General features: G+C 68.8%; 23 protein-coding genes and 1 pseudogene. 11 read left to right on the top strand and 13 right to left on the bottom strand.

Translation table 11 applies throughout. The features are described 5' to 3' along the window. The first annotated feature begins 23 nt into the window (after positions 1 to 23). The 8 genes from FE256_RS06940 to FE256_RS06905 all read left to right on the top strand — a co-directional run bounded on the left by FE256_RS06940 (position 24) and on the right by FE256_RS06905 (position 9,047). On the top strand, positions 24 to 716 hold the full coding sequence (locus FE256_RS06940) for a Pr6Pr family membrane protein (RefSeq protein ID WP_252370930.1): 693 nt from the start codon (positions 24 to 26) through the stop codon (positions 714 to 716). Between the two features lie 79 nt (positions 717 to 795). Beyond that, on the top strand, positions 796 to 1,482 hold the full coding sequence (locus FE256_RS06935; RefSeq protein ID WP_252370929.1) for a peptidylprolyl isomerase: 687 nt from the start codon (positions 796 to 798) through the stop codon (positions 1,480 to 1,482). Positions 1,483 to 1,561: 79 nt separating this feature from the next. Continuing rightward, positions 1,562 to 3,004: an argininosuccinate synthase gene (gene argG / locus FE256_RS06930; protein ID WP_138174117.1), complete on the top strand. Its 1,443-nt coding sequence runs from the start codon at positions 1,562 to 1,564 to the stop codon at positions 3,002 to 3,004. Positions 3,005 to 3,133: 129 nt separating this feature from the next. Beyond that, positions 3,134 to 3,742 (top strand): TetR family transcriptional regulator, encoded by a 609-nt coding sequence (locus tag FE256_RS06925; protein ID WP_138174115.1) that lies wholly within the window; start codon positions 3,134 to 3,136, stop codon positions 3,740 to 3,742. Then, positions 3,739 to 4,371: a hypothetical protein gene (locus FE256_RS06920; protein WP_138174113.1), complete on the top strand. Its 633-nt coding sequence runs from the start codon at positions 3,739 to 3,741 to the stop codon at positions 4,369 to 4,371. The genes FE256_RS06925 and FE256_RS06920 overlap by 4 nt, the downstream gene beginning before the upstream one ends. Further along, positions 4,368 to 6,263: a YhgE/Pip domain-containing protein gene (locus FE256_RS06915; RefSeq protein ID WP_138174110.1), complete on the top strand. Its 1,896-nt coding sequence runs from the start codon at positions 4,368 to 4,370 to the stop codon at positions 6,261 to 6,263. The genes FE256_RS06920 and FE256_RS06915 overlap by 4 nt, the downstream gene beginning before the upstream one ends. 78 nt (positions 6,264 to 6,341) lie before the next feature. Beyond that, positions 6,342 to 6,884, top strand: a complete 543-nt coding sequence (locus FE256_RS06910; RefSeq protein WP_138174107.1) for an SRPBCC family protein — start codon at positions 6,342 to 6,344, stop codon at positions 6,882 to 6,884. A gap of 204 nt (positions 6,885 to 7,088) precedes the next feature. After that, positions 7,089 to 9,047, top strand: coding sequence for an MDR family MFS transporter (locus FE256_RS06905; RefSeq protein WP_138174104.1), 1,959 nt, complete (start codon positions 7,089 to 7,091; stop codon positions 9,045 to 9,047). Positions 9,048 to 9,454: 407 nt separating this feature from the next. On the opposite strand, the gene mnhG is transcribed toward FE256_RS06905, so the two are convergent. From mnhG to FE256_RS06870, 7 genes are all read right to left on the bottom strand, one after another. Continuing rightward, positions 9,455 to 9,829, bottom strand: coding sequence for a monovalent cation/H(+) antiporter subunit G (mnhG, locus tag FE256_RS06900; RefSeq protein WP_138174151.1), 375 nt, complete (start codon positions 9,827 to 9,829; stop codon positions 9,455 to 9,457). A 2-nt stretch (positions 9,830 to 9,831) separates the two neighbouring features. Continuing rightward, entirely contained in the window at positions 9,832 to 10,098 is a 267-nt protein-coding gene (locus tag FE256_RS06895; RefSeq protein ID WP_138174101.1) for an MrpF/PhaF family protein, read from the bottom strand. After that, positions 10,095 to 10,709, bottom strand: coding sequence for a Na+/H+ antiporter subunit E (locus FE256_RS06890; protein WP_138174098.1), 615 nt, complete (start codon positions 10,707 to 10,709; stop codon positions 10,095 to 10,097). Before FE256_RS06890 ends, FE256_RS06895 begins: the two co-directional genes overlap by 4 nt. Continuing rightward, positions 10,706 to 12,265: a Na+/H+ antiporter subunit D gene (locus FE256_RS06885; RefSeq protein WP_138174095.1), complete on the bottom strand. Its 1,560-nt coding sequence runs from the start codon at positions 12,263 to 12,265 to the stop codon at positions 10,706 to 10,708. The genes FE256_RS06890 and FE256_RS06885 overlap by 4 nt, the downstream gene beginning before the upstream one ends. Beyond that, complete coding sequence (locus FE256_RS06880; RefSeq protein WP_138174092.1) at positions 12,262 to 12,879, bottom strand: Na(+)/H(+) antiporter subunit C; 618 nt, start codon at positions 12,877 to 12,879, stop codon at positions 12,262 to 12,264. Before FE256_RS06880 ends, FE256_RS06885 begins: the two co-directional genes overlap by 4 nt. Next, a complete protein-coding gene (locus FE256_RS06875; protein WP_138174090.1) occupies positions 12,876 to 15,809 on the bottom strand; it encodes a Na+/H+ antiporter subunit A in 2,934 nt (977 codons plus the stop codon). Before FE256_RS06875 ends, FE256_RS06880 begins: the two co-directional genes overlap by 4 nt. Positions 15,810 to 15,904: 95 nt before the next feature. After that, a complete protein-coding gene (locus FE256_RS06870; RefSeq protein WP_138174088.1) occupies positions 15,905 to 16,954 on the bottom strand; it encodes a LacI family DNA-binding transcriptional regulator in 1,050 nt (349 codons plus the stop codon). A gap of 75 nt (positions 16,955 to 17,029) precedes the next feature. Between FE256_RS06870 and FE256_RS06865 the strand changes: the two genes are divergently transcribed. Further along, positions 17,030 to 18,271, top strand: coding sequence for an MFS transporter (locus FE256_RS06865; protein WP_138174086.1), 1,242 nt, complete (start codon positions 17,030 to 17,032; stop codon positions 18,269 to 18,271). A gap of 372 nt (positions 18,272 to 18,643) precedes the next feature. Here FE256_RS06865 and FE256_RS06860 read toward each other — a convergent pair whose 3' ends face one another. The 5 genes from FE256_RS06860 to FE256_RS06840 all read right to left on the bottom strand — a co-directional run bounded on the left by FE256_RS06860 (position 18,644) and on the right by FE256_RS06840 (position 23,824). Next, entirely contained in the window at positions 18,644 to 18,955 is a 312-nt protein-coding gene (locus FE256_RS06860) for a helix-turn-helix domain-containing protein (protein ID WP_138174084.1), read from the bottom strand. 1 nt (position 18,956) lies between these two features. Next, positions 18,957 to 20,369 (bottom strand): APC family permease, encoded by a 1,413-nt coding sequence (locus FE256_RS06855; protein WP_171024244.1) that lies wholly within the window; start codon positions 20,367 to 20,369, stop codon positions 18,957 to 18,959. Between the two features lie 93 nt (positions 20,370 to 20,462). Continuing rightward, positions 20,463 to 22,151 carry a copper amine oxidase gene (locus FE256_RS06850; RefSeq protein ID WP_138174080.1) on the bottom strand — a complete coding sequence of 563 codons (1,689 nt, stop codon included), beginning with the start codon at positions 22,149 to 22,151 and terminating at the stop codon, positions 20,463 to 20,465. A gap of 37 nt (positions 22,152 to 22,188) precedes the next feature. Then, complete coding sequence (locus tag FE256_RS06845) at positions 22,189 to 22,980, bottom strand: hypothetical protein (protein WP_138174078.1); 792 nt, start codon at positions 22,978 to 22,980, stop codon at positions 22,189 to 22,191. A gap of 121 nt (positions 22,981 to 23,101) precedes the next feature. After that, entirely contained in the window at positions 23,102 to 23,824 is a 723-nt protein-coding gene (locus FE256_RS06840) for a DUF305 domain-containing protein (protein ID WP_138174076.1), read from the bottom strand. A 506-nt stretch (positions 23,825 to 24,330) separates the two neighbouring features. Here FE256_RS06840 and FE256_RS18135 point away from each other — a divergent pair. Then, the gene (locus FE256_RS18135) at positions 24,331 to 24,504 is read left to right on the top strand and encodes a hypothetical protein (protein ID WP_171024243.1); all 174 of its coding nucleotides are present in this window, start codon (positions 24,331 to 24,333) and stop codon (positions 24,502 to 24,504) included. Positions 24,505 to 24,526: 22 nt separating this feature from the next. Further along, positions 24,527 to 25,219, top strand: a complete 693-nt coding sequence (gene nucS, locus FE256_RS06835) for an endonuclease NucS (RefSeq protein WP_138174074.1) — start codon at positions 24,527 to 24,529, stop codon at positions 25,217 to 25,219. A gap of 74 nt (positions 25,220 to 25,293) precedes the next feature. Here the strand turns inward: nucS and FE256_RS18130 are convergent. Beyond that, a pseudogene (locus FE256_RS18130) lies at positions 25,294 to 25,532 on the bottom strand (hypothetical protein); the annotation flags it as partial.

The raw sequence follows: 25,532 nt of genomic DNA, 5'->3' as shown, positions 1-25,532 counted from the left end.
CGCGAGGTCACTACCCTGAGCGCATGCTCCGTTCCCGCACCTGGGCCACTGGCTGGACCGCGCTGCGTCTGGCCATGGCGACGCTCATCGCCGCCGCCGTCGTCGCCCAGTTCGTCTCCACGGTCGCCGGCGCCGCTGCCGCCGACCGCGACGTACCGACGACGATCGCCAACTTCTTCAGCTTCTTCACGATCCTCTCCAACACCGCGAGCGTCGCCGTGCTGGCATGGGCGGGCATCCGCTTCCTCGCGCGTCGGCGTCGCCTCGAACCCGATCCGCTCCCTCTCGCCGCGGCCCTGGCGTGGGTCTCGACGTACATGGTGATCACGGGCGTGGTCTACAACCTGCTGCTGCGCGGCCTCCCGCTGCAGCCCGAGACGGTCGGGTGGTCGAACGAGGTCATGCACGTGTGGGGGCCGCTCTTCCTCCTCCTCGACCTGTTCCTGGGGCCGTGCCGGCGACGCCTGCCGTGGAAAGCGGCGTTCGGCGCGGCGATCTTCCCGATCGCCTGGATCGTCTACACGCTGCTGCGCGCGAATCTCGTCACCAACCCCACCACCGGCCAGCCGTACTGGTATCCGTACCCGTTCCTGAACCCGTACGACAGCAGCTGGGGCAGCGTCATCGGCTACATCATCGGCATCGCGGTCACGATCGTCGTGGTCGCCGTAGGCGCCGTCGCGATCGGCCGGCGGCGCGGCATCCGGAGTTCCTGAGGCGGAGTCGACGCCGCGGGACTCCCGGCCCCGGAACGCGCGGCCACCGGAACGCCCCGCGGCCGCTACCGTGGTCGATGTGCATGCGCGCCTGTTCCCCGCGGCCCTGATCGCCTCGGCCCTCCTCGTTCTCGCCGGCTGTGCGGGGAGTGCTCCGGCCCCGGCATCGCCGGATTCGCCGAGCGCCTCCTCCCCGGCCTCCGCAGCCGCCGCCTCGGGCGCGTGCGCGTACCGCGCGCAGGGGCAGGCCGCCCGCGACGTCACGCCCCCGCCCGCCGGCGAGACGACGTCCGGCGCCGTCACCGTCACGCTCGAGACCTCGGCCGGAGCCGTGCCGATGACGCTCACCGGGGACCGCACCCCCTGCACGGTCGAGAGCTTCGTCTCGCTCGCGGAGCAGGGGTACTTCACCGGAACCGACTGCCACCGCCTCACCACCCGGGGCATCTTCGTGCTGCAGTGCGGAGATCCCGCGGGCACCGGCCGCGGCGGGCCCGGCTACTCCTTCGCGGACGAGGTGGACGGCAGCGAGGAATACCCGGCGGGCACGATCGCGATGGCCAACGCAGGTCCCGACACCAACGGATCCCAGTTCTTCCTGGTCTACGCCGACTCCCCGCTGCCGCCGGACTACACCGTGTTCGGCCGGCTGTCCCCCGAGGGCCTCAACGTCGTGAAGAAGATCGGCGCAGCCGGCGTCGCCGGCGGAGGCGCCGACGGGCCTCCCGCGACCGCGGTCACGATCACCGGCGTCACCGTCGGCTGATTACCCCCGAGCCTCGAGCGCACGTCGCCGCCGACCACGGGTTCGGGGCGCGGCATCCGTCCCGAATAGAATCGAGCGCATGTCCAAGGTCCTGCAGTCCCTTCCCGTCGGCGAGCGCGTCGGCATCGCCTTCTCGGGTGGTCTCGACACCTCGGTGGCCGTCGCGTGGATGCGCGACAAGGGCGCCGTGCCCTGCACCTACACCGGCGACCTCGGGCAGTACGACGAAGACGACATTGTCTCGATCCCGGGCCGCGCGACGCAGTACGGCGCCGAGATCTCGCGTCTGGTCGACTGCAAGACCGCCCTGGTTGAAGAAGGCTTCGTCGCCCTCGCCTGCGGCGCGTTCCACATCCGCTCGGGCGGCCGCACGTACTTCAACACCACGCCGCTGGGTCGCGCCGTCACGGGCACACTGCTCGTGCGCGCGATGAAAGAGGACGGCGTCGACATCTGGGGCGACGGCTCCACCTACAAGGGCAACGACATCGAGCGGTTCTACCGCTACGGCCTGCTCGCCAACCCGGCCCTGCGCATCTACAAGCCGTGGCTCGACGCGGACTTCGTCACCGAGCTCGGTGGCCGCAAAGAGATGAGCGAGTGGCTCGTCGCCCACGACTTCCCGTACCGCGACAGCGCCGAGAAGGCGTACTCGACGGATGCCAACATCTGGGGCGCCACGCACGAGGCCAAGACGCTCGAGCACCTCGACGTGTCGCTCGAGGTCGTGGAGCCCATCATGGGCGTGCGCTTCTGGGACCCCGCGGTCGAGATCGAGACCGAGGACGTCACCGTCGAGTTCGAGGCCGGGCGCCCGGTCGCGATCAACGGCACGCGTTTCGACGACCCCGTCGCGCTGGTCCGCGAGGCCAACACGATCGGCGGCCGCCACGGTCTCGGCATGAGCGACCAGATCGAGAACCGCATCATCGAGGCGAAGTCCCGCGGCATCTACGAGGCTCCGGGCATGGCGCTGCTGTTCATCACGTACGAGCGCCTCGTCAACAGCATCCTCAACGAGGACACCCTCGCGACCTACCACGAGCAGGGTCGCCGCCTGGGTCGTCTGATGTACGAGGGGCGCTGGCTCGAGCCGCAGTCGCTCATGCTGCGCGAGTCGATCCAGAAGTGGGTCGGGTCGACCATCACGGGCTCGGTCACCCTGCGCCTGCGCCGCGGCGAGGACTACACGATCCTCGACACCGTGGCATCCGGGATGTCGTACTCGCCCGAGAAGCTGTCGATGGAGCGCGTCGGCGACGCCGCGTTCGGTCCCGTCGACCGCATCGGCCAGCTCACCATGCGCAACCTCGACATCGCCGACTCGCGCGCGCGCCTCGAGCAGTACGCGGCGCTCGGACTCATCGGTGGCCCCACGGGCGAGCTCGTGGGCGACGTCGCCGCCGGTGGCGCGCGCGAGATCATCGAGCCCGCCACGCCGCTCGACGCAGCCGGCGAGCGCCTTGCCGGCGCGACGGATGCCGCCGGCGAGTCCGCCGCGTTCGAGTCCGGCACCGACTGAGCCCCCTCCTCACGGTCGCGTGAGGGGTCAAAATGTGTCGCTTCAGCGCACGGCAGGCGACACATTCTGACCCATCACGCGGATGAAAGTGCACACGGGAGTGCAAGATAGGGCGTACACTCGGGGACCGTGAGTACGCCTGCCCGTCGTCGTGACGCGGTCGAGAACCGCGCCGGCATCGTCGATGCCGCCACCGCCGCCATCGGCCATGATCCCCATGCCTCCATCGCGGCGATCGCGGCACGCGCAGGGCTGTCGCGCCGCGCCCTGTACGGCCACTTCGACGACCGCAACGCGATCGTCCGCGAGGTGATCGCCGCCGGCGCCGCGCGCTTCAACGCCATCGCGGACCGCATCGACGATCCCGACTCCCGCCTCGCCCTGGCCCGGCTCGCCTCCGAACTGTGGCGAGAGGCCGCCCACGTGCAGGCGGCGGCCGCCCTCGCCCTCGACGACGCGCATCTGCCCGAAACCTCTGCCGCACTGGCGCCGCTGCGCCGCCGCATCGACGCGATCGTGCGTCGCGGACAGGAGGCCGGTGAACTGCGCGCCGACCTGCCGGCTCCGACCCTGTCGAGACTGCTCGAAGAGACCGGCCGCATGGTCGTCGCCCGCGTCGACGCCGAGTCGGCGAGCGCCCGCGCGATCGCCGTGACGGCGGTCCTCGGCATCGCCGGCATGTCGTGGGTCGATGCCCGCGACCTGCTGACCCGCCACCCCGAACTGGAGGCGCAGTGAGAATCGTCCTGGACGCGGTCGCGAAGGGACGCGCGCAACGCGCACTCCCCGAGACGACCACCTCGTACGAGACAGGCCGCGCGACCCTCGTCGTCGCCGAGACCGAACAGCGCCCGACGGTGCTGGGCCTCGTGGCATCCGGTCGCATGAAGATCGACGCCGGATCCGTCACGATCGACGGACGCACCGACCCCGGTGCCATCCGCCGCCGGGTCGCGCTCGTGGACGCGCCCGTGGTCTCCGAGCCGGAGCCGAACGTCACGGTCACCGGCGTCGTGGCCGAGGAGCTCATGTTCGCCGGGCATGCGCCCACTCCCTTCGCCGCGCAGCGGTGGCTCGAGGGCATCGGCCTGGAGTCGCTGGCATCCCTGCCGATCGGCAATGTCGAGGCGGCGCAGCGGATCCGGATGCTGCTCGAGCTCGCCGCACTCCGCCAGGGCGTCGAGGGGCTCGTGCTCGTCGCCCCCGATCGCCACGGCGGCGAGCCCGGCGCGTGGTGGCGGATCGCCGAGGAGTTCGCCGAACGCGGCTACGCGGTGCTCGTCATCGCCGGGCAGGCCTCCCGGACGGCGCTGGACGCCCTCGGCTCCGGAACGATCGACAGCACCCGGCAGGAGGACGTCCGGTGAAGATCCCACAGATGATCACGGCGGAGCTGCGCCGCCTCACCGCGACGCGCATGTCGGTGCTCGCCCTCGTGGCGCTCCTGGCCGTGCCGATCCTCTACGGCGGCCTGTACCTGTGGGCCAATCAGGATCCCTACGGCAATCTGTCGCACGTGCCCGTCGCCCTCGTCGTCGACGACCGCGGCGCCGAGATCAACGGCGAGCAGCGCAACCTCGGCGACGAGGCGGCCGACCAGCTGCTCGACAGCGACACGTTCGAATGGCATCGGATCGACGCCGATCAGGCCACGACCGGGCTCGAGCGGGGGGACTTCGACTTCATCGTGACGATCCCGTCCGACTTCAGCGACGCCGTGGCATCCCTCTCCAGCGATACCCCGCGGCAGGCCGGCATCGAGCTGCGCACGAACGACGCCAACAACTACCTCGCCTCGACGATCGGCTCGCAAGCCGTCTCCCGCATCCAAGCCTCGGTGGCGCAGAAGGTCGTCGACGAAGCCGGGCTCACTCTGCTCGACGCGCTCCACACGATCCGGGTGAGCCTCGTGGATGCCACGACGGGCGCGACGCAGCTCGTCGACGGCCTCGGCACCGCGAAATCCGGTTCGGCGCAGCTGGCATCCGGCTCGGCGCAGCTCGCCGACGGCACCGCCCGGCTCTCGGACGGCGCGGCGCAACTACGCGACGGCACCGCGCAGCTACGCGACGGGTCGGCGCGCGTCGCCGACGGCGCCCAACAGGTGGCGGGCGGGGTCGACCGTATCGACACCGTCGCCCGACAGGTCGGCACGGCCGCTGGTGAGGCCGCGGCGCTGCTTCCGCAGGCCCGCAGCGACATCGCGGCCGCCCTCGCCGACGCCGGGGTCGACCCGCAGAAGATCGACGAGGTGCTCTCCCGGCTCGACCCCGTCGGCCAGCGCCTCGAGACGGCGAACGCCCGCGTGCAGGACACCGTGACGCAGATCGACCGCCTCGACTCCGGCGCCCGCCAAGTCGCCGACGGGAGCGCCACGCTCGCCTCGGGCGCGGCCGGCGCGGCCGACGGCGCCTCCGCTCTCGCCGACGGTGCCGCCACCGCGGCCTCGGGCGCCGCGCAACTGCGCGATGGGGCGAGCACCCTCGACGGCGGCCTCGGCCAGCTCTCGGAGGGGGCGGCGAAGCTGCGCGACGGTCTGGCGTCGGGCGTGCAGCAGATCCCCGACTCCGACGACCAGACCCGCCAGGCGCAGGCCGCCACGATCTCCGATCCGGTCAGCGTCGGGTCGACGTCGGTCACCAAGGCGCAGAACTACGGCGCCGGCCTCGCGCCCTTCTTCGCGGCACTGGCCGGCTGGATCGGCATCTACGCCCTGTTCCTCATCGTCAAGCCGGTCTCCAAGCGCGCCGTGACGGCGCTGCGCTCCCCCTTCCGCGTCACGCTCGCCGGGTGGCTCACCCCGGCCGCGCTCGGCTCGGTGCAGATGGTGGGCCTGTTCACGGTGCTCGCCGTCGCGCTGCAGTTCTCGTTCGCCAATCCGTTGGCCGCGCTCGGCATCCTGCTCTTCGCCTCAGCCACCTACGCGGCGATCGTGCTCGCCCTGAACGTGTGGCTCGGGTCGGTCGGACAGTTCCTCGGCCTGGTGCTGATGGTGCTGCAGCTGGTGACGGCGGGCGGGACCTTCCCCTGGCAGACGCTGCCCGCTCCGCTCGCGGCCCTGCACCACGTGCTGCCGATGGGCTACGTCGTGGATGCCATGCGGCAGGTGATGTACGGCGGAGACCTGGGCCGCGTGGGCACCGACCTGCTCGTGCTCGGCGCCTGGCTGGTGGGTGGCGTGCTGCTCGCGGCGCTGGGTGTGACACGCATGACGCACCACCGGACGCTCCACGACCTGCAGCCGAGCCTCATCGGCTGAGGTCGCGACGAGCGTCGAGAGCGCGCGCGGAGCCCTCGGCGGAATAGGGTCGGGGGACGAGAACCGCGAGGGGATGCCATGGCCAGCCGCAACACCCGCCTGATGCGCTGCACACCGGACGACCTGTTCGCCGTGCTCTCCGACGGCTGGCTGTACCCGGTCTGGGTCGTGGGCGCGGCCCGCATGCGCGATGTCGACGCGGAGTGGCCGCGAGAGGGCGCCCGGATCCACCACTCGCTGGGGGTGTGGCCGGTGATGCTGCACGACACGACCGAGATGGTGGAGTGGGACCCGCCGCGCCGGGTGCGACTGCGCCCCAAGGCCGGACCGCTGGGACGCGGTGTCATCCGTTTCGACGTCCGCCCGCACGGCGACGGGATCGCCGTCACGATCGCCGAGGAGCCCGTGTCGGGGCTGCCGGCGCTGCTTCCCGGCATCCTCTGGCGGCCTCTGCTGCGGCTGCGCAATCACGAGTGCCTGACCCGTCTGGCCTTCCTCGCCGAGGGTCGTCGCGAGGAGCGAGAGGCGGGCGAACTCGAGGCCCGCACGCACACACCGGACCCGTCCGAGGGCTCCGCCTCACCGCAGGCCGAGAGTGACGCGGCCGAAGCCGAGATCTGAACCTCGGGAGAACGCGCCCGCGCGCGGCCTCGCCAGCCGTATAGTTGACAAAACACAACTTCTTTTCGGCACCGGCGACACCCGTCCTCCCGGTCCACCGCGCGCGCCCCTGCCGTGCGGCATCCCTTTTCGGCCCTCTCGCCCTTCCGAGGAAACGTGACCACTGCTGCCGTGTCGACCCCGACCACCCGAAGCACCCCGGTGATGACTCACCGCCAGATCCTGTTCGTCATCTTCGGGCTCATGGCGGGAATGTTCCTGTCCGCGCTCGATCAGACCATCGTGGGCACCGCGATCCGCACCATCGGCGACGACCTCAACGGTCTGAGCCAGCAGGCGTGGGTCACCACGGCCTACCTCATCGTGTCGACGATCTCGACGCCCATCTACGGCAAGCTCTCCGACATCTTCGGACGACGCCCGCTGTTCCTCATCGCCATCGTGATCTTCATCCTCGGCTCGATCGCGGCGAGCTTCTCGACCTCGATGGTCGAACTCGCCGCCTTCCGCGCGATCCAGGGCCTGGGCGCGGGCGGACTGATGTCAATGCCACTGGCGATCATGGGCGACATCCTCGCGCCGCGCGAGCGCGCGAAGTACCAGGGCTACTTCCTGGCCATCTTCGGCATCTCCTCGGTCATCGGACCGCTCGTGGGCGGCCTGTTCGCCGGCGCCCCCGAGATCCTCTTCATCGCCGGCTGGCGCTGGGTGTTCCTCATCAACGTGCCGATCGGCCTCGTCGCCCTGGCCATCGTGCTGCGGTTCCTGCACATCCCCCGCCACCCGCATGGATCGGTACGCATCGACTGGTTCGGTGCCGCGACGGTCGTCGTCGCCCTCGTGCCACTGCTGCTCGTGGCCGAACAGGGCCGCGAGTGGGGCTGGACCTCGCCCATCGCGATCGCCTGCTACGTCGTCGGCGGCCTCGGCATCCTGGCCTTCATCCTCATCGAGCGCACGATGAAGGACGACGCCCTCATCCCGCTGAAGCTCTTCCGCTCGTCGACGTTCTCGATGGCGACCGTGATCGGCATCTTCGTCGGATTCGCCATGTTCGGCGCGATGCTGACCCTGCCGCTGTACCTGCAGCTGGTGCTGGGCTCCAGCCCGACCGAGAGCGGGTTCCAGCTCCTGCCGATGATCCTCGGCCTCATGATCTCGTCGATCGTGAGCGGCCAGATCATCTCTCGCACCGGCCACTACCGGATCTTCCCGACCATCGGCACCGCCTGCATGGCTCTCGGCTTCTTCACCCTGACCCTCGTGCGCTACGACACCTCGTACTGGCAGATCGCCGGCTCCATGCTGCTCATCGGACTCGGCCTCGGCCAGCTGATGCAGACCCTCACCATCGCCTCGCAGAACTCGGTCGGCCCGCGTGACATCGGCGTGGCCACCTCGGCATCCACCTTCTTCCGTCAGATCGGTGGAACCCTGGGCACGGCTGTACTGCTGTCGCTGCTGTTCACGCTCGTGCCGGTGAACCTGCAGGCGAACTTCCGCGACCCCGCGTCGCTGACCGACGCCCTGGATGCCGCCCTCGACCCGACGGTCGCAGCGGCTCCCGCCAACCAGGGCATCATGCAGAAGGTCTACGACCCGTTCGTCGAGAAGCTCTCGGACGGCGCCCTCAGCGGTGCGCAGGACGGCATCGCGCAGGCGAAGACCGCCGCCGCCGACGCTGTCGCGCAGCAGGTCGCCGCGGGCACGATTCCGGCCGCCGCACAGGACCAGGCCACCGCGGCCGCGCAGACGCAGGCGATCGCTCAGGCCGGCGCGGCGATCCAGCAGCAGGTCCCGGTCGCCCGGGTCGCCGCCGACGGCACCGTGACGCTCGACTTCTCGGATGCCACCGCGCGCCGCGCCTTCGTCGACCAGGCCGTGCCGCAGATCATCGACGCGTCGGGCTCGTCGGACTCGTCGTTCGACAACAGCACGATGGACGACACGTCGTTCCTCAACGGTGCCGACCCGCGGCTGAGCAAGCCGCTGCTGGTGTCGTTCAACGAGTCGACGACCAGCGTCTACTGGGTCGGCATGGCCGTCGCGCTCCTCGCCTTCGTGCTCACGCTGTTCTTCCGCACGCCGCCGCTCCGCGCCAAGTCGGCGCTGCAGGAGTCGCACGACGCCGAGCGCCAGCCCGAGCCCATCGCGCTCGGCTGAGCCCGGGCTGCGCGGGCCGGGCAGCGGCGGGCCGGGGGGCGGCAGGTGACGCCCCGCGGCTGCCGCCGCCGCCGCGTCCCGATAAACGCTGCGGCGAGCGAGACACGCGGTGTCGCTGCGTGTCTCACTCGTAACGGCGTTTATCGCTGATGGTACGGCCGCTTCCCGCTCGCCGCACCGTTTATCGCTCAGAGCGGCCGCTTCACCCTCGCCACAGCGTTTATCGCTCGGGCGTGGACGCCTCTCGCCCCGGGCCGGGCCACGGCGCGGGGTCGAGGCCCCGGCCCCATCGCGCTCGGCTGAGCCCCGCCGACACCCGCGGCGGCATCGCGATAAACGCCGTTCCTGCTGAGACACGCTGCGACACCGCGTGTCTCACCACGGACGGCGTTTATCGCTGGGGGCCCTCAGCTCTCGGGGCGGGAGGGCGCCGCGATCGAGCCGCCGTCCTCGGTGCGGTGCTGCAGGTCGTCGACGTACAGGCCGGCCTCGTCGATCGTCCGGTTGCGGTAGGCGGCACGGCCGACCATGTGCGCGGCGAGCGGCGCGGTGGCGAACTGGATCAGCACGATCGGGATGCCGAACGCCAGCGCCTCCCACGTGCGCAGCGACAGCACGACCGCGGTCACGATGAGCACCACGCCGAGCACCTGCGGCTTCGTCGCCGCGTGCAGACGTGAGGGCACATCGCGCCAGCGCAGCAGACCGATCGTCGCGGTCAGGCACAGCACCGCCCCGATCAGCACGAGCACGAGGGCGACGACGTCGAGCACGGATTCCAGGGTCACCGGGGGTTCTCCTTCCGCGCCACGAAGCGGGCCACCGCGATCGACCCGAAGACGCCGACCGCGGCGATGATGAGCATCGTCGGGAGCGAGCGCGTGTGGTGGTTGATGACCATGTCGGCCCCGAGGATGCACAGCACCTCGGTCAGCAGCACGTCCGCGGCGACGGCGCGGTCCAGGATCGACGGACCGATGACGAGCCGGATGAGCGCCAACACCGCGGCGACGGCGAAAACGACGAGGATGACGATGACGAGAGCGGTCATAGCGGGGTCCGTCCGTCGCGGGGCGAGGCCGCCCCGTGGTGAGCGTCCTCGTCGGCCTGGGCGATCTGGCGACGCAGATCGGCGAGCTGCTCGCGCGAGCCCACGGCCCGCGTGATGCGTGCCTCCCAGCCGAGCACGACGCGGCGCTGGTGCTCGGCATCCTCGTCACTGCGGATGCCGATGGTGTGCAAGAAGAGGGTGCGCCCCTCGCGGTCGACGTCGATGATCAAGGAACCGGGGATGAGGGAGGCGGTCACCGCCGTGTGCGCCATGATGACGTCGTCGTCGACGCGCAGCGGAACCGCGATGATCGCGGCACCCGGCGGCCGCCGGAAGTCCAGCACCTGCCACGCCACGACGAGTGAGCCGCGCACGACGGCGGCGAAGAACGTCGCCACGAAGACGAGGCCGTACCAGAGGTTCAAGCGGCCCGACAGGTCGACGGGCGGAAGGCGGAACACGCGGGTCACGAACACGGCGGCCACGAGTCCGGTGATCAGCGCCAGCCACGTCAACTGTCCCCACAGCAGCATCCACAGCGCGACGAGGATGACGAAGAAGGGCAACTGCTGCGCGAAGAAGCCGAACTGCGACCGGCGTGACGGGCTCATCGATCAGCCACCTGTTCCTGCAACTGCACGAGCGTGATGCCGTCGGTGATGCGCTCACCGGCGCGCAGGCACACGTCCAGCAGCGGGCCGGCGAACACCGTCAGCGAGAGCGTGACGGCGACCATCCCCGCCGTCGCGAACGTCATGATGCGGGGGATCGTGCGGCGCTCGGTCGAGATGGATGCCGCGGGGGCGTTGCCCAGGTAGGCGATTCGCTCGAGGGTCTCGGTGGAATCGTTCTCCTCGCGCCAGAACGAGAGGTTCCACGCCCGCATGAGCGCGTACAGCGTGAGGATCGAGGTCGCGATGCCGCCGACGATCAGCACCATCATCACCGGCGTCCCCACCTGGGCGGCGGCGTCGAACAGCGCGTACTTGCCGATGAAGCCCGAGAACGGGGGCAGTCCACCGAGGTTGATCGCCGGGATGAAGTACAGGACCGCCAGCAACGGGGCCGCACGCATGAGCCCCTTCACCTTGAGGATGGAGGTGCTCCCGGCTCGACGCTCGATGAGGCCCACGGCCAGGAACAGAGTCGTCTGCACGATGATGTGGTGGACGATGTAGTAGATCGTCGCGCCCACCGCCAGCGGGGTGTTGATCGCCAGCCCGAAGATCATGTACCCGATGTGGCTGACCAGCGTGAACGACAGGATGCGTTTGAGTTCGGCCTGCGCGACCGCGCCGAGGATGCCGACGATCATGGTCGCCAGCGCGACCATCATCAGCAGGAAGTTGAGGTCGTTGTCGACGAACAGCTGCGTCTCGGTGCGGATGATCGCGTAGACGCCCACCTTCGTCAGCAGGCCGGCGAACACCGCCGTGACCGGCGCCGGTGCCGTGGGGTACGAGTCGGGAAGCCAGAACGACAGCGGGAAGACGGCGGCTTTGATCGCGAACGCGAGCAGCAGCATGAGGTGCAGGATCGTCTGGATGTCCTGCGGCAGCTGCGCCATCCGCTCGCTGATCTGGACCATGTTCACGGTGCCGAGGGCGCCGTAGACCATCGCGATCGCCGCGAGGAAGAGGATCGACGACACCAGCGAGACGACGATGTAGACCACGCCGGTGCGGATGCGCGACTCGGTGCTGCCGAGAGTGATGAGCACGTACGAGGCCACGAGCAGGATCTCGAAACCGACGTAGAGGTTGAACAGGTCGCCCGCGATGAAGGCGTTGAAGATGCCCGCACCCAGGATCAGATACGCCGGATAGAAGATCGAGACCGGGGTGTCTTCGTCGTTGTCGGCCGCTCCCTGCCCGATCGAGAACAGCAGCACCGCCAGCAGCACGATGGCCGACACCATCACCAGCAGCGCCGCCAGGACGTCGACGTACAGCACGATGCCGAGCGGGATGTCCCACCCGGCGATCGCCACGGCGATGGGACCGGTGGTCGTGTCGACGGCGACGAGCAGGATCGCGGCGAGCACGAGCACGAGCGTGAGGGATACCACCGACACGACGATCTGCGTCTTCTTGCGGCGACCGAAGACGAGGTTGATGGCCGCACCGATGAGGGGGATGCCGACGAGCAGGGGAACCAGGGCGCTCACGAGCGATCACCGTCCTCGGGGTCGCGGGCATCGTCCTCGGGGTCGTGGATGCCGTCCTCGGGGCCGCGGGTGTCGCCCTCGGGTCGGGTGCGGCGGACGGCGACGCGGTCGACCGGGGCATCGTCCACCAGGTGCGAGAGGTCGCCCTGGTGCAGCACGCGGATGGGCGAGACGTCGTCGCCGACGAAGTCGGTGGTCACGTCGTCGTCGTCCGAGCGGGATTCGTCGTCGATGGCATCCTCGGGCTCGGATGCCGTGCGCTCGCGGAGCGCGACATCCTCGGCGTCGTCGACCACGGTGTCGGCCTCGCCGAGCTGCCACGAACGGTAGATGAGGGCGAGCAGGAACGCCGAGATGCCGAAGGTGATGACGATGGCGGTGAGGGTCAGCGCCTGCGGCAGGGCGTCGGACATGTCGGCGGAGTCGGTCTGCCCGCCGTCGTAGAACGGCGCCATGGCCGGGCGGCCCATGACGATCAGCAGCAGCAGATTGGCCGCGTTGCCGAGCAGCAGGAAGCCGATCAGCACGCGGGTGAGGCTGCGCTCGAGCATGGCGTAGACGCCGCACGCGAAGAGCACGGCCATGATGACGACGAGGACGAACGAGATGGTCACGGCAGCGTCACCGCCTCGGTGTCGACGGCATCCTTGGACTGTCGGTCGACCTCGGCGCCGAGACTGCGGAGGACGTCGAGCACGAGGCCGATGACCACGAGGTACACGCCGACGTCGAAGATCGTGCTGGTGACGAACTCCCAGTGACCGATGACGGGGATCTCGCCCTCGAACGTGAAGCTCTGCAGCGGTGCGAACCCGAAGAACAGCGGGACGATCGCGCAGAGGACGGCGATCGCCATGCCCGCGCCCAGGAGTCGCCCCGCGTCGGTGGGCGCGGCGGCGCCGAGCTCCCACCGCCCGCCGGCGATGTACCGCATCACGAGGGCCATGCCCGCGACGAGACCGCCGGCGAACCCGCCACCGGGGAGGTTGTGCCCCGCGAAGAGCAGATAGAGCGAGACGATGATGATCGCGTGGAAGAGCACCCGGATGATGATCTCCATCAGGATCGACCGGTTCTCGGGCTGCACCTTCGACCCCGAAATGAGCCATGCGCGCGGGGCGTCGGCCTCTCCCGCACGCTGCGCACGCACACCGCTGTCGGTCTCGATGAGCGGACGGCGGCGTCCGAGGCCCACGCGGCTGCGTGCGGTGCCGGACCGGCGGCGGGAGAGGTTGTCGCTGCGATCGGTGATGAAGACGAGGGATGCCACGCCCGTGGCCGCGAGGATGAGCACCGACAGCTCGCCCATCGTGTCCCAGCCGCGGAGGTCGACGAGCGCGACGTTGACGACGTTGCGGCCGTGGCCGATCTCGTACGCGAGGGCGGGCCATTCCAGCGAGATGGGGAGGTCCTGCCGCGCACCGGTGGCGACGATGGCGACGAGGGCCATCGTGAGTCCGACTCCGACGCCGAGCGCCGCGCGGGCCAGGGGCGCGACGGACGCGTTGTGCTCACCCATGCGGGCGGGGAGCCGGCGCAGGACGAGGGCGAACACCACGAGGGTGACGGTCTCGATGAGCACCTGGGTGAGCGCGAGGTCGGGGGCGCCGCTCGTGCCGAAGAGCACCACCATGCCCAACCCCGTCACCGACACCAGCGCCACGCCCGTGAAGCGCTTGCGTGCGCGGACGGCGAGGATTCCGGCGGCGATCATGATCGGGGCCGCGATGAGCTGCGCGGGGGACTGCCACGCGTCGAGCTGCGCGCGCCACTCGTCGGACGCGATGAGTGCGGTGCCCTCGGCGACGACCAGCACGACGAAGATCGTCCCGACGTAGAACGGCAGCGATCCGCGCTGGAAGCGCGCCGTCGTCCACTCCGACGTGCGGTCGATCCCGCGCACGACGGCGTTGTAGACGTCGTTCGCGGTGAAGGGGAGGACGCGCCGCCGACGGTGCAGCTGCGTGCGCCGCACGACCCAGAAGATGGCCGCACCCAGTGCCAGGGTGCCGAGCGACAGGAACAGCGCAGGCTCGAGACCGTGCCACAGCGCGAGGTGGTACGGGTACTCGGGCGCCGGGACTCCCGCGGTCGCCTCGGGCAGTCCATCGGCGTACGGCGCGAGCCACCCGTCGAGCATGGGGGCGAGGAAGCCCAGCGCGAGGGTCGCCCCCGACAGAAGCACGGGGGAGGCGAGGAACCCGATCGGCGGGTCGGGCCACTCGGTGCGCTCGATGGAGGGCTTCGTCCAGAACGCGCCCCAGAGGAACCGGATGCCATAGGCCGCCGTCAACGCGGAACCGGCGACGACACCGAACAGGGCGACGAGGCCCCAGGGCGCTCCGGCGGTGGCCTCGTGCCACAGCGCCGTCAGCGCCGTCTCTTTCGCCACGAAGCCGAGAGTGGGGATGACGCCCGCCATCGACGCGATCGCGATGAACGAGGCGGTCGCCATGACCGGCGCCTGCCGGCCGAGGCCCGAGAGCTCGCCGATGTCGCGAGTGGAGAGCTGGCGGTCGATGACGCCGACGACGAGGAAGAGGCAGGACTTGAACAGGGCGTGGCTGAGCAGGAGTGCGACGCCCGCGAGAGCGGCATCCCGAGTCCCGTACCCGAGCATCACGGTCAGGAAGCCGAGCTGGCTCACGGTACCGAAGGCGAGGATGCGTTTCAGGTCGCGCTCGCGCAGCGCCTGGAAACCGCCGAGGAGCATCGTGAACACGCCCAACGTGATGAGCGTGGGCCGCCAGAGCGGGGTGTCGGCGAACCCCGGGGCGAGGCGCGCGACGAGGTAGATGCCCGCCTTCACCATCGCCGCCGCGTGCAGGTAGGCGCTGACCGGCGTCGGGGCGGCCATGGCGCCGGGCAGCCAGAAATGGAAGGGGAAGATCGCGGACTTGCTCAGCGCGCCGACGAGGAGGAGCAGCACGGCGACGTCGACGACGGGGCCCACGGGCGGGTCCGCGAGGATGGCCGACAAGCTCGTGGTGCCGGACTGGACGACGATCAGCACGACACCGATCAGCATCACCAGACCGCCGAGCGTGGTCACCAGCAGCGCCTGCAGGGCGGCGCGGCGGCTGGCAGCGCGGCCGTGGTAGTACCCGATGAGCAGGTACGACAGGACGCTCGTGACTTCCCACAGCATGATCAGCACGACGATGTCGTCGGTCAGGACGAGGCCGTACATCGCTCCGGCGAAAGCCAGGAGAACGGCGGAGAACTGCCCGACCCCCTGCGTCTTGCCGCGGAAGTACCAGCGGCAGTAGAGCATGACCAACGCGCCGACCCCGGTCACGACCAGCGTCAGGAGCCACCCGAGCGTGTCCATGCGCATCGAGAGGGAGATGCCGAGCCCCGGGATCCACGAGTATTCCTCGAAGGGAATGTCGCCGGAGAAGACGGCAGGGGCCTGCACGATCGCGTACGCGAAGGCGAGTGCCGGCAGAACCGCTGCGACGTAGAACGCACGAGCTCCGATGCGGGCCACCAGGAGAGGCAACAGCATCGGGACGAGCGCGAACGCGCCGAGGAATGCCAGCAGTGTGGGCCTCCTCGGGGTCGACGGGCAAATGCCCGGGCTCTCGGGGTGTGGACTCTTATTCTACCGGGAGCATCCGGGGCCCTGCGCCGAGGACCTCATGTGGTACGCGGCGGGGCGGTCGTCGTGCCCACTCGGAAGACGCACGTGAGGTCGAGACCGGCGGGCGTGGATCCCTCGATCATCGCCGACACGGCCTCGCCGGCGGCCCGGCCTTTGGCCGTGGCCGGCTGCACGAGCGTCGTGAGCACGTGGGGCGCGAGACCATCCACGACGACACCGTCGAAGCCGGTGACACTGACATCGAGCGGCACGCGCAGACCGGCTTCTTCGGCGGCCCGGATGACCCCGGCGGCCAGCAGGTCGGTCTGCGCGATCACGGCGGTGGGACGCCGGTCGGGATCGGCGAAGATCGCGCGCCCGGCGATCGCACCCTCGTCGATCGAGCTGCCGGCAGCGGCCAGCGCGGGGGCCTGTGGGAAGACCTCACGCGCACCGGCGAGGCGATCGGCGGTCACGTGGACGCTGACGACGGCGTCATCGGGGATCCACCCGCGGCGTCGTTCGATGTCGACGGGGAGAGTGACGAGCACGACGTCGCGGTGACCGAGATCGGCCACATACCGGGCCGCCTCGCGCTGGGCCTCGACGTTGTCGAGCAGGACGCGGGGAACGCCCGGCCCGGCATCGCCCTCGACGACGACGACGGGGATGCCGCGGGCCCGCACGATCTCGAGCGAGTCGCGCAGGCGCGGGCTGCAGCCGATCAGCACGGCGGCGTCGATCGGAGCGGTCTGCAGCGAGGGCTCGCGCACCATCTCGCCGTCATCGCGGAGGAGGAGCAGCGCCGCCCCGAGACGGGAGACGCCGTCGGCGAGGCCGTCCATCATGTGCGTGGTGACGGGATCGAGGAAGGCGGTTCCGAGGTGCTGGTCGAAGACGACGCCGACGATCCCCGATCTGCCGCGGCGCAACGAGGCCGCTCGGGGGTCGGGCCCGGTGTAGCCGAGCTTCGCGGCCGCGGCGAGCACGCGGGCCCGCGTGGCTTCGGAGGTCGGCGTGTTGCCGCTGAAGACCACCGATGCCGTCGACGCGGAGACGCCCGCCTCTCGGGCGACGTCGCTGATGGTGGCGCGGCGCGTGCTCACCGCCTGATCGTACCTCCCCTCCCCGCCGTCTCGAATCGATTCGATCTGCGGGACCATCCTCGATACTCTGGCGACATGGATTCCGTGCTCACCCGTGCGCGCCTCGTGCGCTGGTACATCGCGATCTGCGCGATCTTCCTCGCGAGCGGGCTGAGCATCTCGACGTGGGCGTCGCGAGTGCCCGCGATCCGCGAGTCCCTCGGCATCGAGAACTCCGGCGTCGGCCTGCTGCTGCTGGGCATGGGGGTGGCATCCATCATCGGCCTGTCGGTCGCGCCCGTCATCATGGCCCGGCTGGGTGCGCGTCGGGGCATGCTCGCGGCGCTCGCGTGCGTCGCCGTGGGTGTCGTCATCATCGGGCTCGGATCGGACACGCTCCAGTTGTTCGGCGTCGCCCTCGTCGGTCTCGCCCTGTTCGGGTTCGGCAACGGATCCGTCGACGTCATGATGAACGTCGAGGGCGCCGCCCTCGAGAAGGCCACGGGGCGCACCGTGATGCCGCTGCTGCACGCGTTCTTCAGCTTCGGCACCGTGATCGGGGCCGGGATCGGCTTCCTCGCCGTGCGCGGGAACGTCGACGTGATCGCGCACTGCGTCGCGATGGGCATCGTGATCGCGGTGGTGGCCGTCGTGGCGATCGCGAACGTGCCCGCCCGGGAGACGGCCATGGATGCCGCGCCCGCCGCGCAGCGCGCGCACTGGCGCGAGCGGCTCGGCGAGTCCCTGTCCGCATGGCGCGAGCCGCGGACCTACACGCTCGGCGTCATCATGCTCGGCATGGCCTTCGCCGAGGGCAGCGCGAACGACTGGCTCCCCTCGGCGGTCGTCTTCGGCCACGGCGCCCCCGAAGAAGCGGGCCCGGCCGTTCTGGCGGTGTTCTCGGTCGCGATGACCCTCGGACGTCTCGCGGGCGGGCCGGTCGTGGACCGTTTCGGGCGCGTGTGGGTGCTCCGCATCCTCGCGGTCACAGCCGCCGCGGGCCTCCTGCTCTTCATCGTCGCTCCCTTCGGGCCGCTGGTCTACATCGGCGCCGCCCTGTGGGGTCTCGGTGCCTCGCTCGGCTTCCCCATCGGCATGTCGGCCGCCGCCGACGACCCCGCCCAGGCAGCCTCGCGCGTCGCGGCCGCCGCCACGATCGGCTACGTCGCCTTCCTGTGCGGCCCGCCGATCCTCGGGTGGATCGGCGACCACATCGGCCTGCTGAACACGCTGCTGATCGTGGTCGGCCTGATCGTGGCATCCGGGCTCTTCTCGGGGGCCGCGAAGCCCCTCGTGGTCGCGGATGACGCGGAGGCTGAGCCCGCCCAGCAGGCCTGACGCTGTCTTCCGCGGTTCACGCCCGGTTCAGTGTGCGAAGCCGGTCGTGGGTCGTTTGCGCGGGATGGGGGCGCTCAGGTCCTCGAGGAACGCGACCTCCTCGCGGATCGCGTCGAGGAGCAGCTCGGTCATGTCGTGACTGAGGCCGAGGCGCACCACGATGCGCCGGAGGGAGTGAGGAACGAATCGGTGGCAACTTGACCGGTTACCAGTTGGTTCCTCGCGCCCCCTCTTCTTTGGTGGGCTACTCGTCCTCGATTAGACAGAGCAGCCCCACCACATGCAGGAGAGCAATGAGTGAGTTGGCCTTGCTGTACTGACGACTGCTGATCGTGTGTACGGTTCCGTGTCGAGTGAACTGCGTCGGCACGTCTACTCCTGGAGAGGTTGTTCCGGATCAGCCGAGTCGGAGCCCAACCGCACAAGTTCCACCAGTCGACTGCCTAGCGCGAAGCCTCGCAGATCGAGCGTCCGGACCAGGTACTCGGACTCGGTCAACTGCTTGATGAGGCGATATGCAGTTGCCCGCGGCATCTTCAGGCTTTCGGCTATCTCTCGTGCGGTTATTCCCGGACCGGCCCGCGCCACTTGCTCGAGAACCGCAAACGCGGACGCGACGGCTGCAGGCTGGCGCCCGTTGAAGTTGTCACTCCAACGCACTTCGCCCGTCGCATCCACGGGCATGTCAGTTCGAACGGCTCTCGGCACCGAGCACGTCCGCCGCAATAGCGCTGTCGTACATGCCAAGGTCGTCCAATGCGTTTGGCCTGCGCGACCTGAGCACGGACCACCAGGCCCATCCAGCAGCACATGCGCCGACCACCGTCGCCAGCGAAAGCCAGCTGCCGCCAGACAAGTCCAGCTTCAGGTCCACCGCGAGAACGGTGGCCATGAGCAAGGCCGACACTCCGGCAAGCAATGCCACGGGTGCGGTCAGCTCCCCTAGGCGTGCGAGAAACACGATCAGCACCGCGGTGGCAATGACGTAACTGAGCATCAACGCTGGTGCGGCGACCATCTCGAGGGCATCTGTCGAGATTCCGAAGGTGTTGAAGATGACCGCACCACAGACAACGGGGACAAATGAGGCAATCGCCGCAATGTGCGGGGTCTGCAGTCTCGGGTGAGTGCGTCCAAGACAGGACGGAAGAATGACTTCGCGGCCGAAGAGGAAAAAGAGCCTGGTCAATGCCGTCCAGAACGCCGTAACTGCGGCCAGCAAGCACATCGCCAGCGAGAGGTGAACGATGGCGTTGGTCCCACGATCCAATGTCAGCTGAGCGAGTTGCGCGAACCACGCCGCCAGATACACGCCGGCTGCCAGCAGCACCGCAAGTGTCATTGCGCGAGGCACAGATGCGAGTGGCCGTCGCGCCTCAGCCCCAAGTGCTGCGCTGCTCTCGAACCCCAACCATCCGCCCACCATGACTACGGTGCCAGCCGATACCTTCGCCCAATCGACGCCGTGCAGACTGAACAGATCGCCCACCGGGGCACCGTGATCCATCAGAGCAACCACGATCAGCAGGGCGAGCAGAACCAGACCTACTGACTCCGTCACGAGTGTCACTCGAGTGGTGACTCGCACACCCATCACGATGATGCCCAGACAGATGAGAGCCACGAAGACGATAATCGTCAATCCGTCCGCGGCGCTGTCGCGGGAAGGCGCCTCCGAGGAAACGATGGCGAGCATGTGACCGCTCGCCAGACTGAGACCAGCCATCGCGAAGGTGCCGTAGCCGGTACAGAGCAGGAGCGCAACGACGAGCGCCACATACCGGAACCCCGATCTGGCGACGAAGGTGAACAGCGACCCGGAGCCTGCGAGGCGAGAGCCGAACTCGCCGAAGCTCCGAGCTACCCCCCATGAGATCGCCGCGGCCAGGATGATGCTGATCCATGCGCCTTGCTCGGCCACGACCCCGGTGACGAGCGCTGTCGACAGGGCCCACATCACGGGTGCGACGGATGCCACAGATTGCGCAACGATGTCCACCTGGCTCACGGTTCTTCTCCGGAGTCCATGAAGTTCGTTGCGCGCCGAGACTCCGGGGACCTCCTGCGGCTGTCGGAATGCTTCCCCGATGGCGCTCACGTTCATCTCCTTGCATACAGCGACAGCACGGTGGTGGAGCCGGCGCGGCCGGCGCCGGCTCCACCAGCGTGCGCGCTTGGTGTCTCCTGGGTGTTACGGGATGACGACAGTCACGGCATCGGACACACTGCCGCGAACCTGGTTGCTACCGACGTACTTCGCGGTCAGGTCGTGACTGCCGCTGCTCAGCGCCCCGAGGTCGACCTCGAGCGCTCCGCCGGCACCATGCGTGAATGGAACTCGTGTCACTTCTAGGTCGCCTTCGAGGATGGTGACCCACCCGGTCGTCGGGACGACGTCATTGCCCTCGTCGTCTGTCGCCGACACCGTTACTCGAGCCGTCATACCGGTCACTGCGAGTGTCGTGATTGATTCAGGCGTGACCTCGCTCGTCGCCCCGGCCGCGGCATCCTTCTCGCCTATGTAACCATTGCGATCAGCCCGCAACGCGATGGGCGACAGAGCCGAGAAGTCGTGCGGATAGAGGGTGAAGCCCTGCCAGTGAATGGGCATCGGGGACTGGTCCTCGTCGCGGACGACGTGGTGGAACCCAACGTTCACCCAGGCGATGGGATCGGTGAGAGTCTCCCCGTTCGTGAAGTCCAGCAGCGTGGCACCTTCGCATCCAGTGCCGGAGTTTTGGAGCGGCTGGATCTCGCACTCGTTGCGGTTGGTAAATGTGACGGTCGGCTGGAGGACGGGGTTCGCCTCGTACTCCGCACTCTCGTTCATGACGATGGCGTACCCGCGCGGATGCTGGTCGTCGTTGAGGCTGCTGGGGTTGAAGACACGCCATGACCGAAGCGAGTCGTTCATCCGCGAGGTCTCCGTGTCAAGGACGGTGCGGGTGGTCTCGTACAGCGACGAATGTGTGCCGTATTCCCCCGTCCACGCCGTGTTGAGCTCTTCGACTGTTTGGTCGTCCTTGCCGTCGATGGCGAATGCGACCTTCCACACGCCGTTGTGGAAGTGCGACGGGGAGTAGTCCGTCTGACCTTCACCGATCGGCCAGCCGTACCGCTCCTCGTCGATGCCTTCGAGCTGATCTGCCCAGAGCGCCACGTTCACTTCACCTGTTGCGCCGAGGGCGACATCGATCTGGCCGGTGTCGTGGAGGGTGTATTTCGATGAGTACTCGTAATTGCCGACTGCGGTGTTCGCGGAGATGACGAGTGCGCTGCCCTGCCAGGTGGTGAGGGTGCGCTTCTCGGGGGCGAGCAACTCGGACGGCCCCTCGTCCGTGACCCACGCGGAGCGTCCACCCAAGCCGGTGGCGACGACCTCCTGGCAGACGGTGGGCTTGTCCTCGACGAGAACCTCATTGCCCCCGTAGTCGAAGTCTGAGGCGGTGAGGTTGTGGATGGTGCCGGTCGGGCATTCCGCCTCGGTCATCTCGTTCGCGGAGGCGGCGCCCCAGCCGCCGAAGCCCATGTCGTTGTACTCCGTGGTGCCGACGTCGTAAGGAACGGTCATGGTCACGGGGGCGACCGAGTCGAGCACCTGGATGGGCTGCTTGTCGTTGACGCCCTGGAAGAAGACCTTCTCGAGAGTGAGTCCGCCGACATCGTCGAGCCGCCAGCATAGATCCCAGGTGCTTCCGGTGCGGAAGGTGGTCGTGACGCGCTGGTCGCCAGAGCAGAAGGCCCCGGCGTACTCGTCATCCGGCAACGAGACGGCCGCTACATCGTCAGCGCTCTTCGGCTCCGATGCCCAGGTACAGCCGACGAGCCCGACGGACAACACTGCTGCAGCCGCTGCTGCGACGAGTGTGGTTAGCTTCATGTTTCTTCCTTCTCTTGATGGTGGAGCTTGCGGTCGGTCAGGAAACTCGGTAGACCTGCGAGGCGGACAGATCCACCACCACGTCGCCGTAGTAGAGGGCGACGTCAGCGCCGAAATGCGGTTGAAAGACCACGCAACGGTGCCCTTCGCATTGGGGTGCGAGGTAACGGGTTCCGGCAGGCAGCTGCGCAGACGACACGTAGCTGACCTGACTCGGACTCGTCAGCTCCTCTCCTGTGCGTTCTGCGAAGGCGGCGCGGATGTCGGTGGCCTCGTCGGATCGGATGAGCAGATCCATCGCGAAGAGCGACTCCCGAGCGGACGGCGGCGCGGTCGCAGCTCCTCCCCTGGTCTCCGTGACTGTTCCATCGACCAGATCCACCACCTGCAGGATGGAGGTGTCGGTCGAGTAGTCGTATGAGAGGACTTCGATGTGGCGCTCACCGGCCGGCACTCCCTGTGTCTTCACGTCTGCCGCGATGAACTCGTAGCCCGGGGTGCCGTCGACTCGTGTGGCAGTCGTGCCCTGCGCCTTGTAGGCGAGGTAGCGGGCGTACCCGATCTCTTCGGGCGAGGCCTGGTCAGAGGTACGGCCCAACTGGTTCGGTCTCTCGGTCGGCATGCCGTCGGGGATGCCGGGGACGGGTTCGGTAAGCGCACGTTCAACTGCTTCAACCCGGTCGGCACCGGACGTGGCTTCCGCACGACCACCCCCTCCTCCTGCGGTGAACACGAGCACAGCGGCGAGGACGGCGACGACGGCGATGACGCCGATGACGCCGATACCCCACACCAGCGGATGGCGACGGAATGACTGCGGCTGAACCATGAAGGCACTCTGACGGAAGCAGAAGACGCGAATGTTGCCGCGATCGGGTCCCCGGTGAAGCTTGCGCAACCTCAAATGAGACAGTTGGGCAAGCCGGGCGACGCGGGACAGTGATATCCGTTCAGGGGTAGTCGCGGAGGAGCTTCTCCATGGCTTCCAGCTCCACGGCCTGCTCCGAGATGATGTGCGTGCAGAGCGACTTCACGAACGCATTCACGCCGTTCACGAGCGTCACTCGACACATCTCGATGGCCCCCTCATGGTGCGGGATCATCTGAGTGAGGAATCCGTAGGTGGCGAAGCCGGGGCTTGACCCCATGGTCCCGTGCTCGTGTGTCATTCCGCCCATGCCGTCACCCACCGCGGCGATAGCAGCTTCATCCGGGTGCCAGGCATCCAGCTCAGGATGCGCCTTATCCCAGGCCTCGACGAACTCGGTCATCAGGTCGATCTCGGTCCTCTGATCCTTGATGATCCATTCGCCAAGTTGCCGAATGAGAGGATCCAGGCCGTCCGTCATGAGCAGCATGTCGGCCATGTCGACCGCTGATTGGTGATGAGGGATCATCATCACGGCGAAGGCCAGGTCGTAATCATTCGGAAGCGCGTTCGCCCCCTCCTGGGGGATGGTGCCCGCATCAAAGCTTGTGAAGCCGAACGAGTCGAGGTCAGCGCGTGGATCGGATCCGCGCCCGGACAGGTCCTGCACTCGTGGCGTCTCAGAATCCATCGGACCAGAGGTGGAACTGAGTAGGGTCACGGTGAGCAGGGTGGCGAGGACGGTCACGGCGAGCAGGCTCAGCGTGAAGGCGGCGAGCCGACGAGGTGCACGGGTTCGAACCATGGTGGCCACTCTCTCCCGCCGAAGATTCTTGGATGTTGCCGGAGTCGAGCGCGAGATGAAGATTGACGAACGTTAAATGAGACATCGTGGCCGTGACCCACGCGCGACGGGACGGGCATCATCTCAGCCGAAGCTGCGCTGAAGGTCGGCGTGTCTGCCCCGGCGGGGAGCCGGTGGTTTCGCCACGCTGGCGGCATGCCACCGATCTCGCTTGCCCTGCCCGCCCGGGGCAGGCCCCATTGGCTCGCGCTGTCTCCGTTGGTCGGCATACCCAGACACCCCCGCCTCATTTGGCCGACTCGGTCTCTCCACGATGCTCGCCTCGAGATATCTGCACCACGCAGGTATGCGAAGCGTGCAAGGCCGGGCGCTGCTGGCTGGGTTGCCCGCGCACGCTGGTCGTCCCATCGGGTCGCTGGCTGCTGCAGCTTCCGGCGTCGTCCTCGGTGCGCATGCACATGTGCGGGGTTGGGGGATCCCGCTCGGCGGTGCTCAACGGGTCGCTGATGCCAGCGTGGCAGACCTTGTTGCGCATGGTGGACGATTTGAAACTGGTTACGCGGGTGGATGACATCAGCCACCTCAGCGAAGCTCGCGTGATCCTCGCTGACCTCACCGTCGGCGGTCTTCGGCGGATCGTTCCCAGTGCCGACCGTGAGCGATCTGGTGACCGCTGGTGACGTGACTTGGGACAATGGAGCCGTGCGCCTCGTCATTGCCCGTTGCTCCGTCGACTACTCCGGTCGACTGAACACGCATCTCCCCCTCGCTACCCGTCTCGTCATGATCAAGGCCGACGGCACCGTCGCGTTCCATCGCGACGTGCAGCACGCGCCGCTGAACTGGATGAGCCCGCCGTGCACGCTCACCGTCGAAGAGCCCGAAGAGGATGCCGCGAGCGTCGGCGTCGTCGAGCAGTGGCGCGTGACGCACAAGAAGTCCGGCGACGCGCTGGTCGTGAAGATCTACGAGGTGCTCCACGACAGCACCCACGAGCTCGGCGTCGACCCCGGCCTCATCAAAGACGGCGTCGAAGCCGACCTGCAGCGGCTCCTCGCCGAGCAGGTCTCCGTCGTCGGCGACGGCCTCACGCTCGTCCGCCGCGAGTACCCCACCGCGATCGGCCCCGTCGACCTGCTGCTGCGCGACGACAACGGCGGCACGATCGCGATCGAGGTCAAGCGTCGCGGCGACATCGACGGCGTCGAACAGCTCACGCGCTACCTGGAACTGCTCAACCGCGACCCGCTCCTGGCGCCGGTCACCGGCGTCTTCGCCGCCCAGGAGATCAAGCCCCAGGCCCGCGTGCTCGCGACCGATCGCGGCATCCGCTGCCTCACCCTCGACTACGAGGGGATGAAGGGCACCGAGTCGGGGGCTCCGCGGCTGTTCTGACGCCTCGCACCCGGAACGCGAGAGGCGGGCCGCGCCGGATACCCGGAGCAACCCGCCCTCGCGGTCGACGTCGGCTACTTCCGGGCGGGCGCGACGACCGACAGCATTCCGCGTGCGCGCGACCGGCGGGCCATCCACACGAGCGCCGCACCGATCACGATCGAGCCGAACGCGGCCACGCCCCACGGGGTGACCTGGACGCCGGTGGAGGCGAGCCCGCCATTCCCCGCGTCACCGCCCGGAAGCGCGACGGCCGGCGCAACGCTCGGCGTCGGCGAGGCGGTCGGGTCGCTCGTAGGCGTGGGGGTGGGGG

It is taken from the genome of Microbacterium sp. 5K110, from assembly GCF_005774735.1.
In the GTDB taxonomy this organism is placed as follows: Bacteria; Actinomycetota; Actinomycetes; order Actinomycetales; family Microbacteriaceae; genus Microbacterium.
The sequence above is the reverse complement of the archived record's forward strand: the minus strand, read 5'-3'. Positions and strand labels throughout refer to the sequence as shown.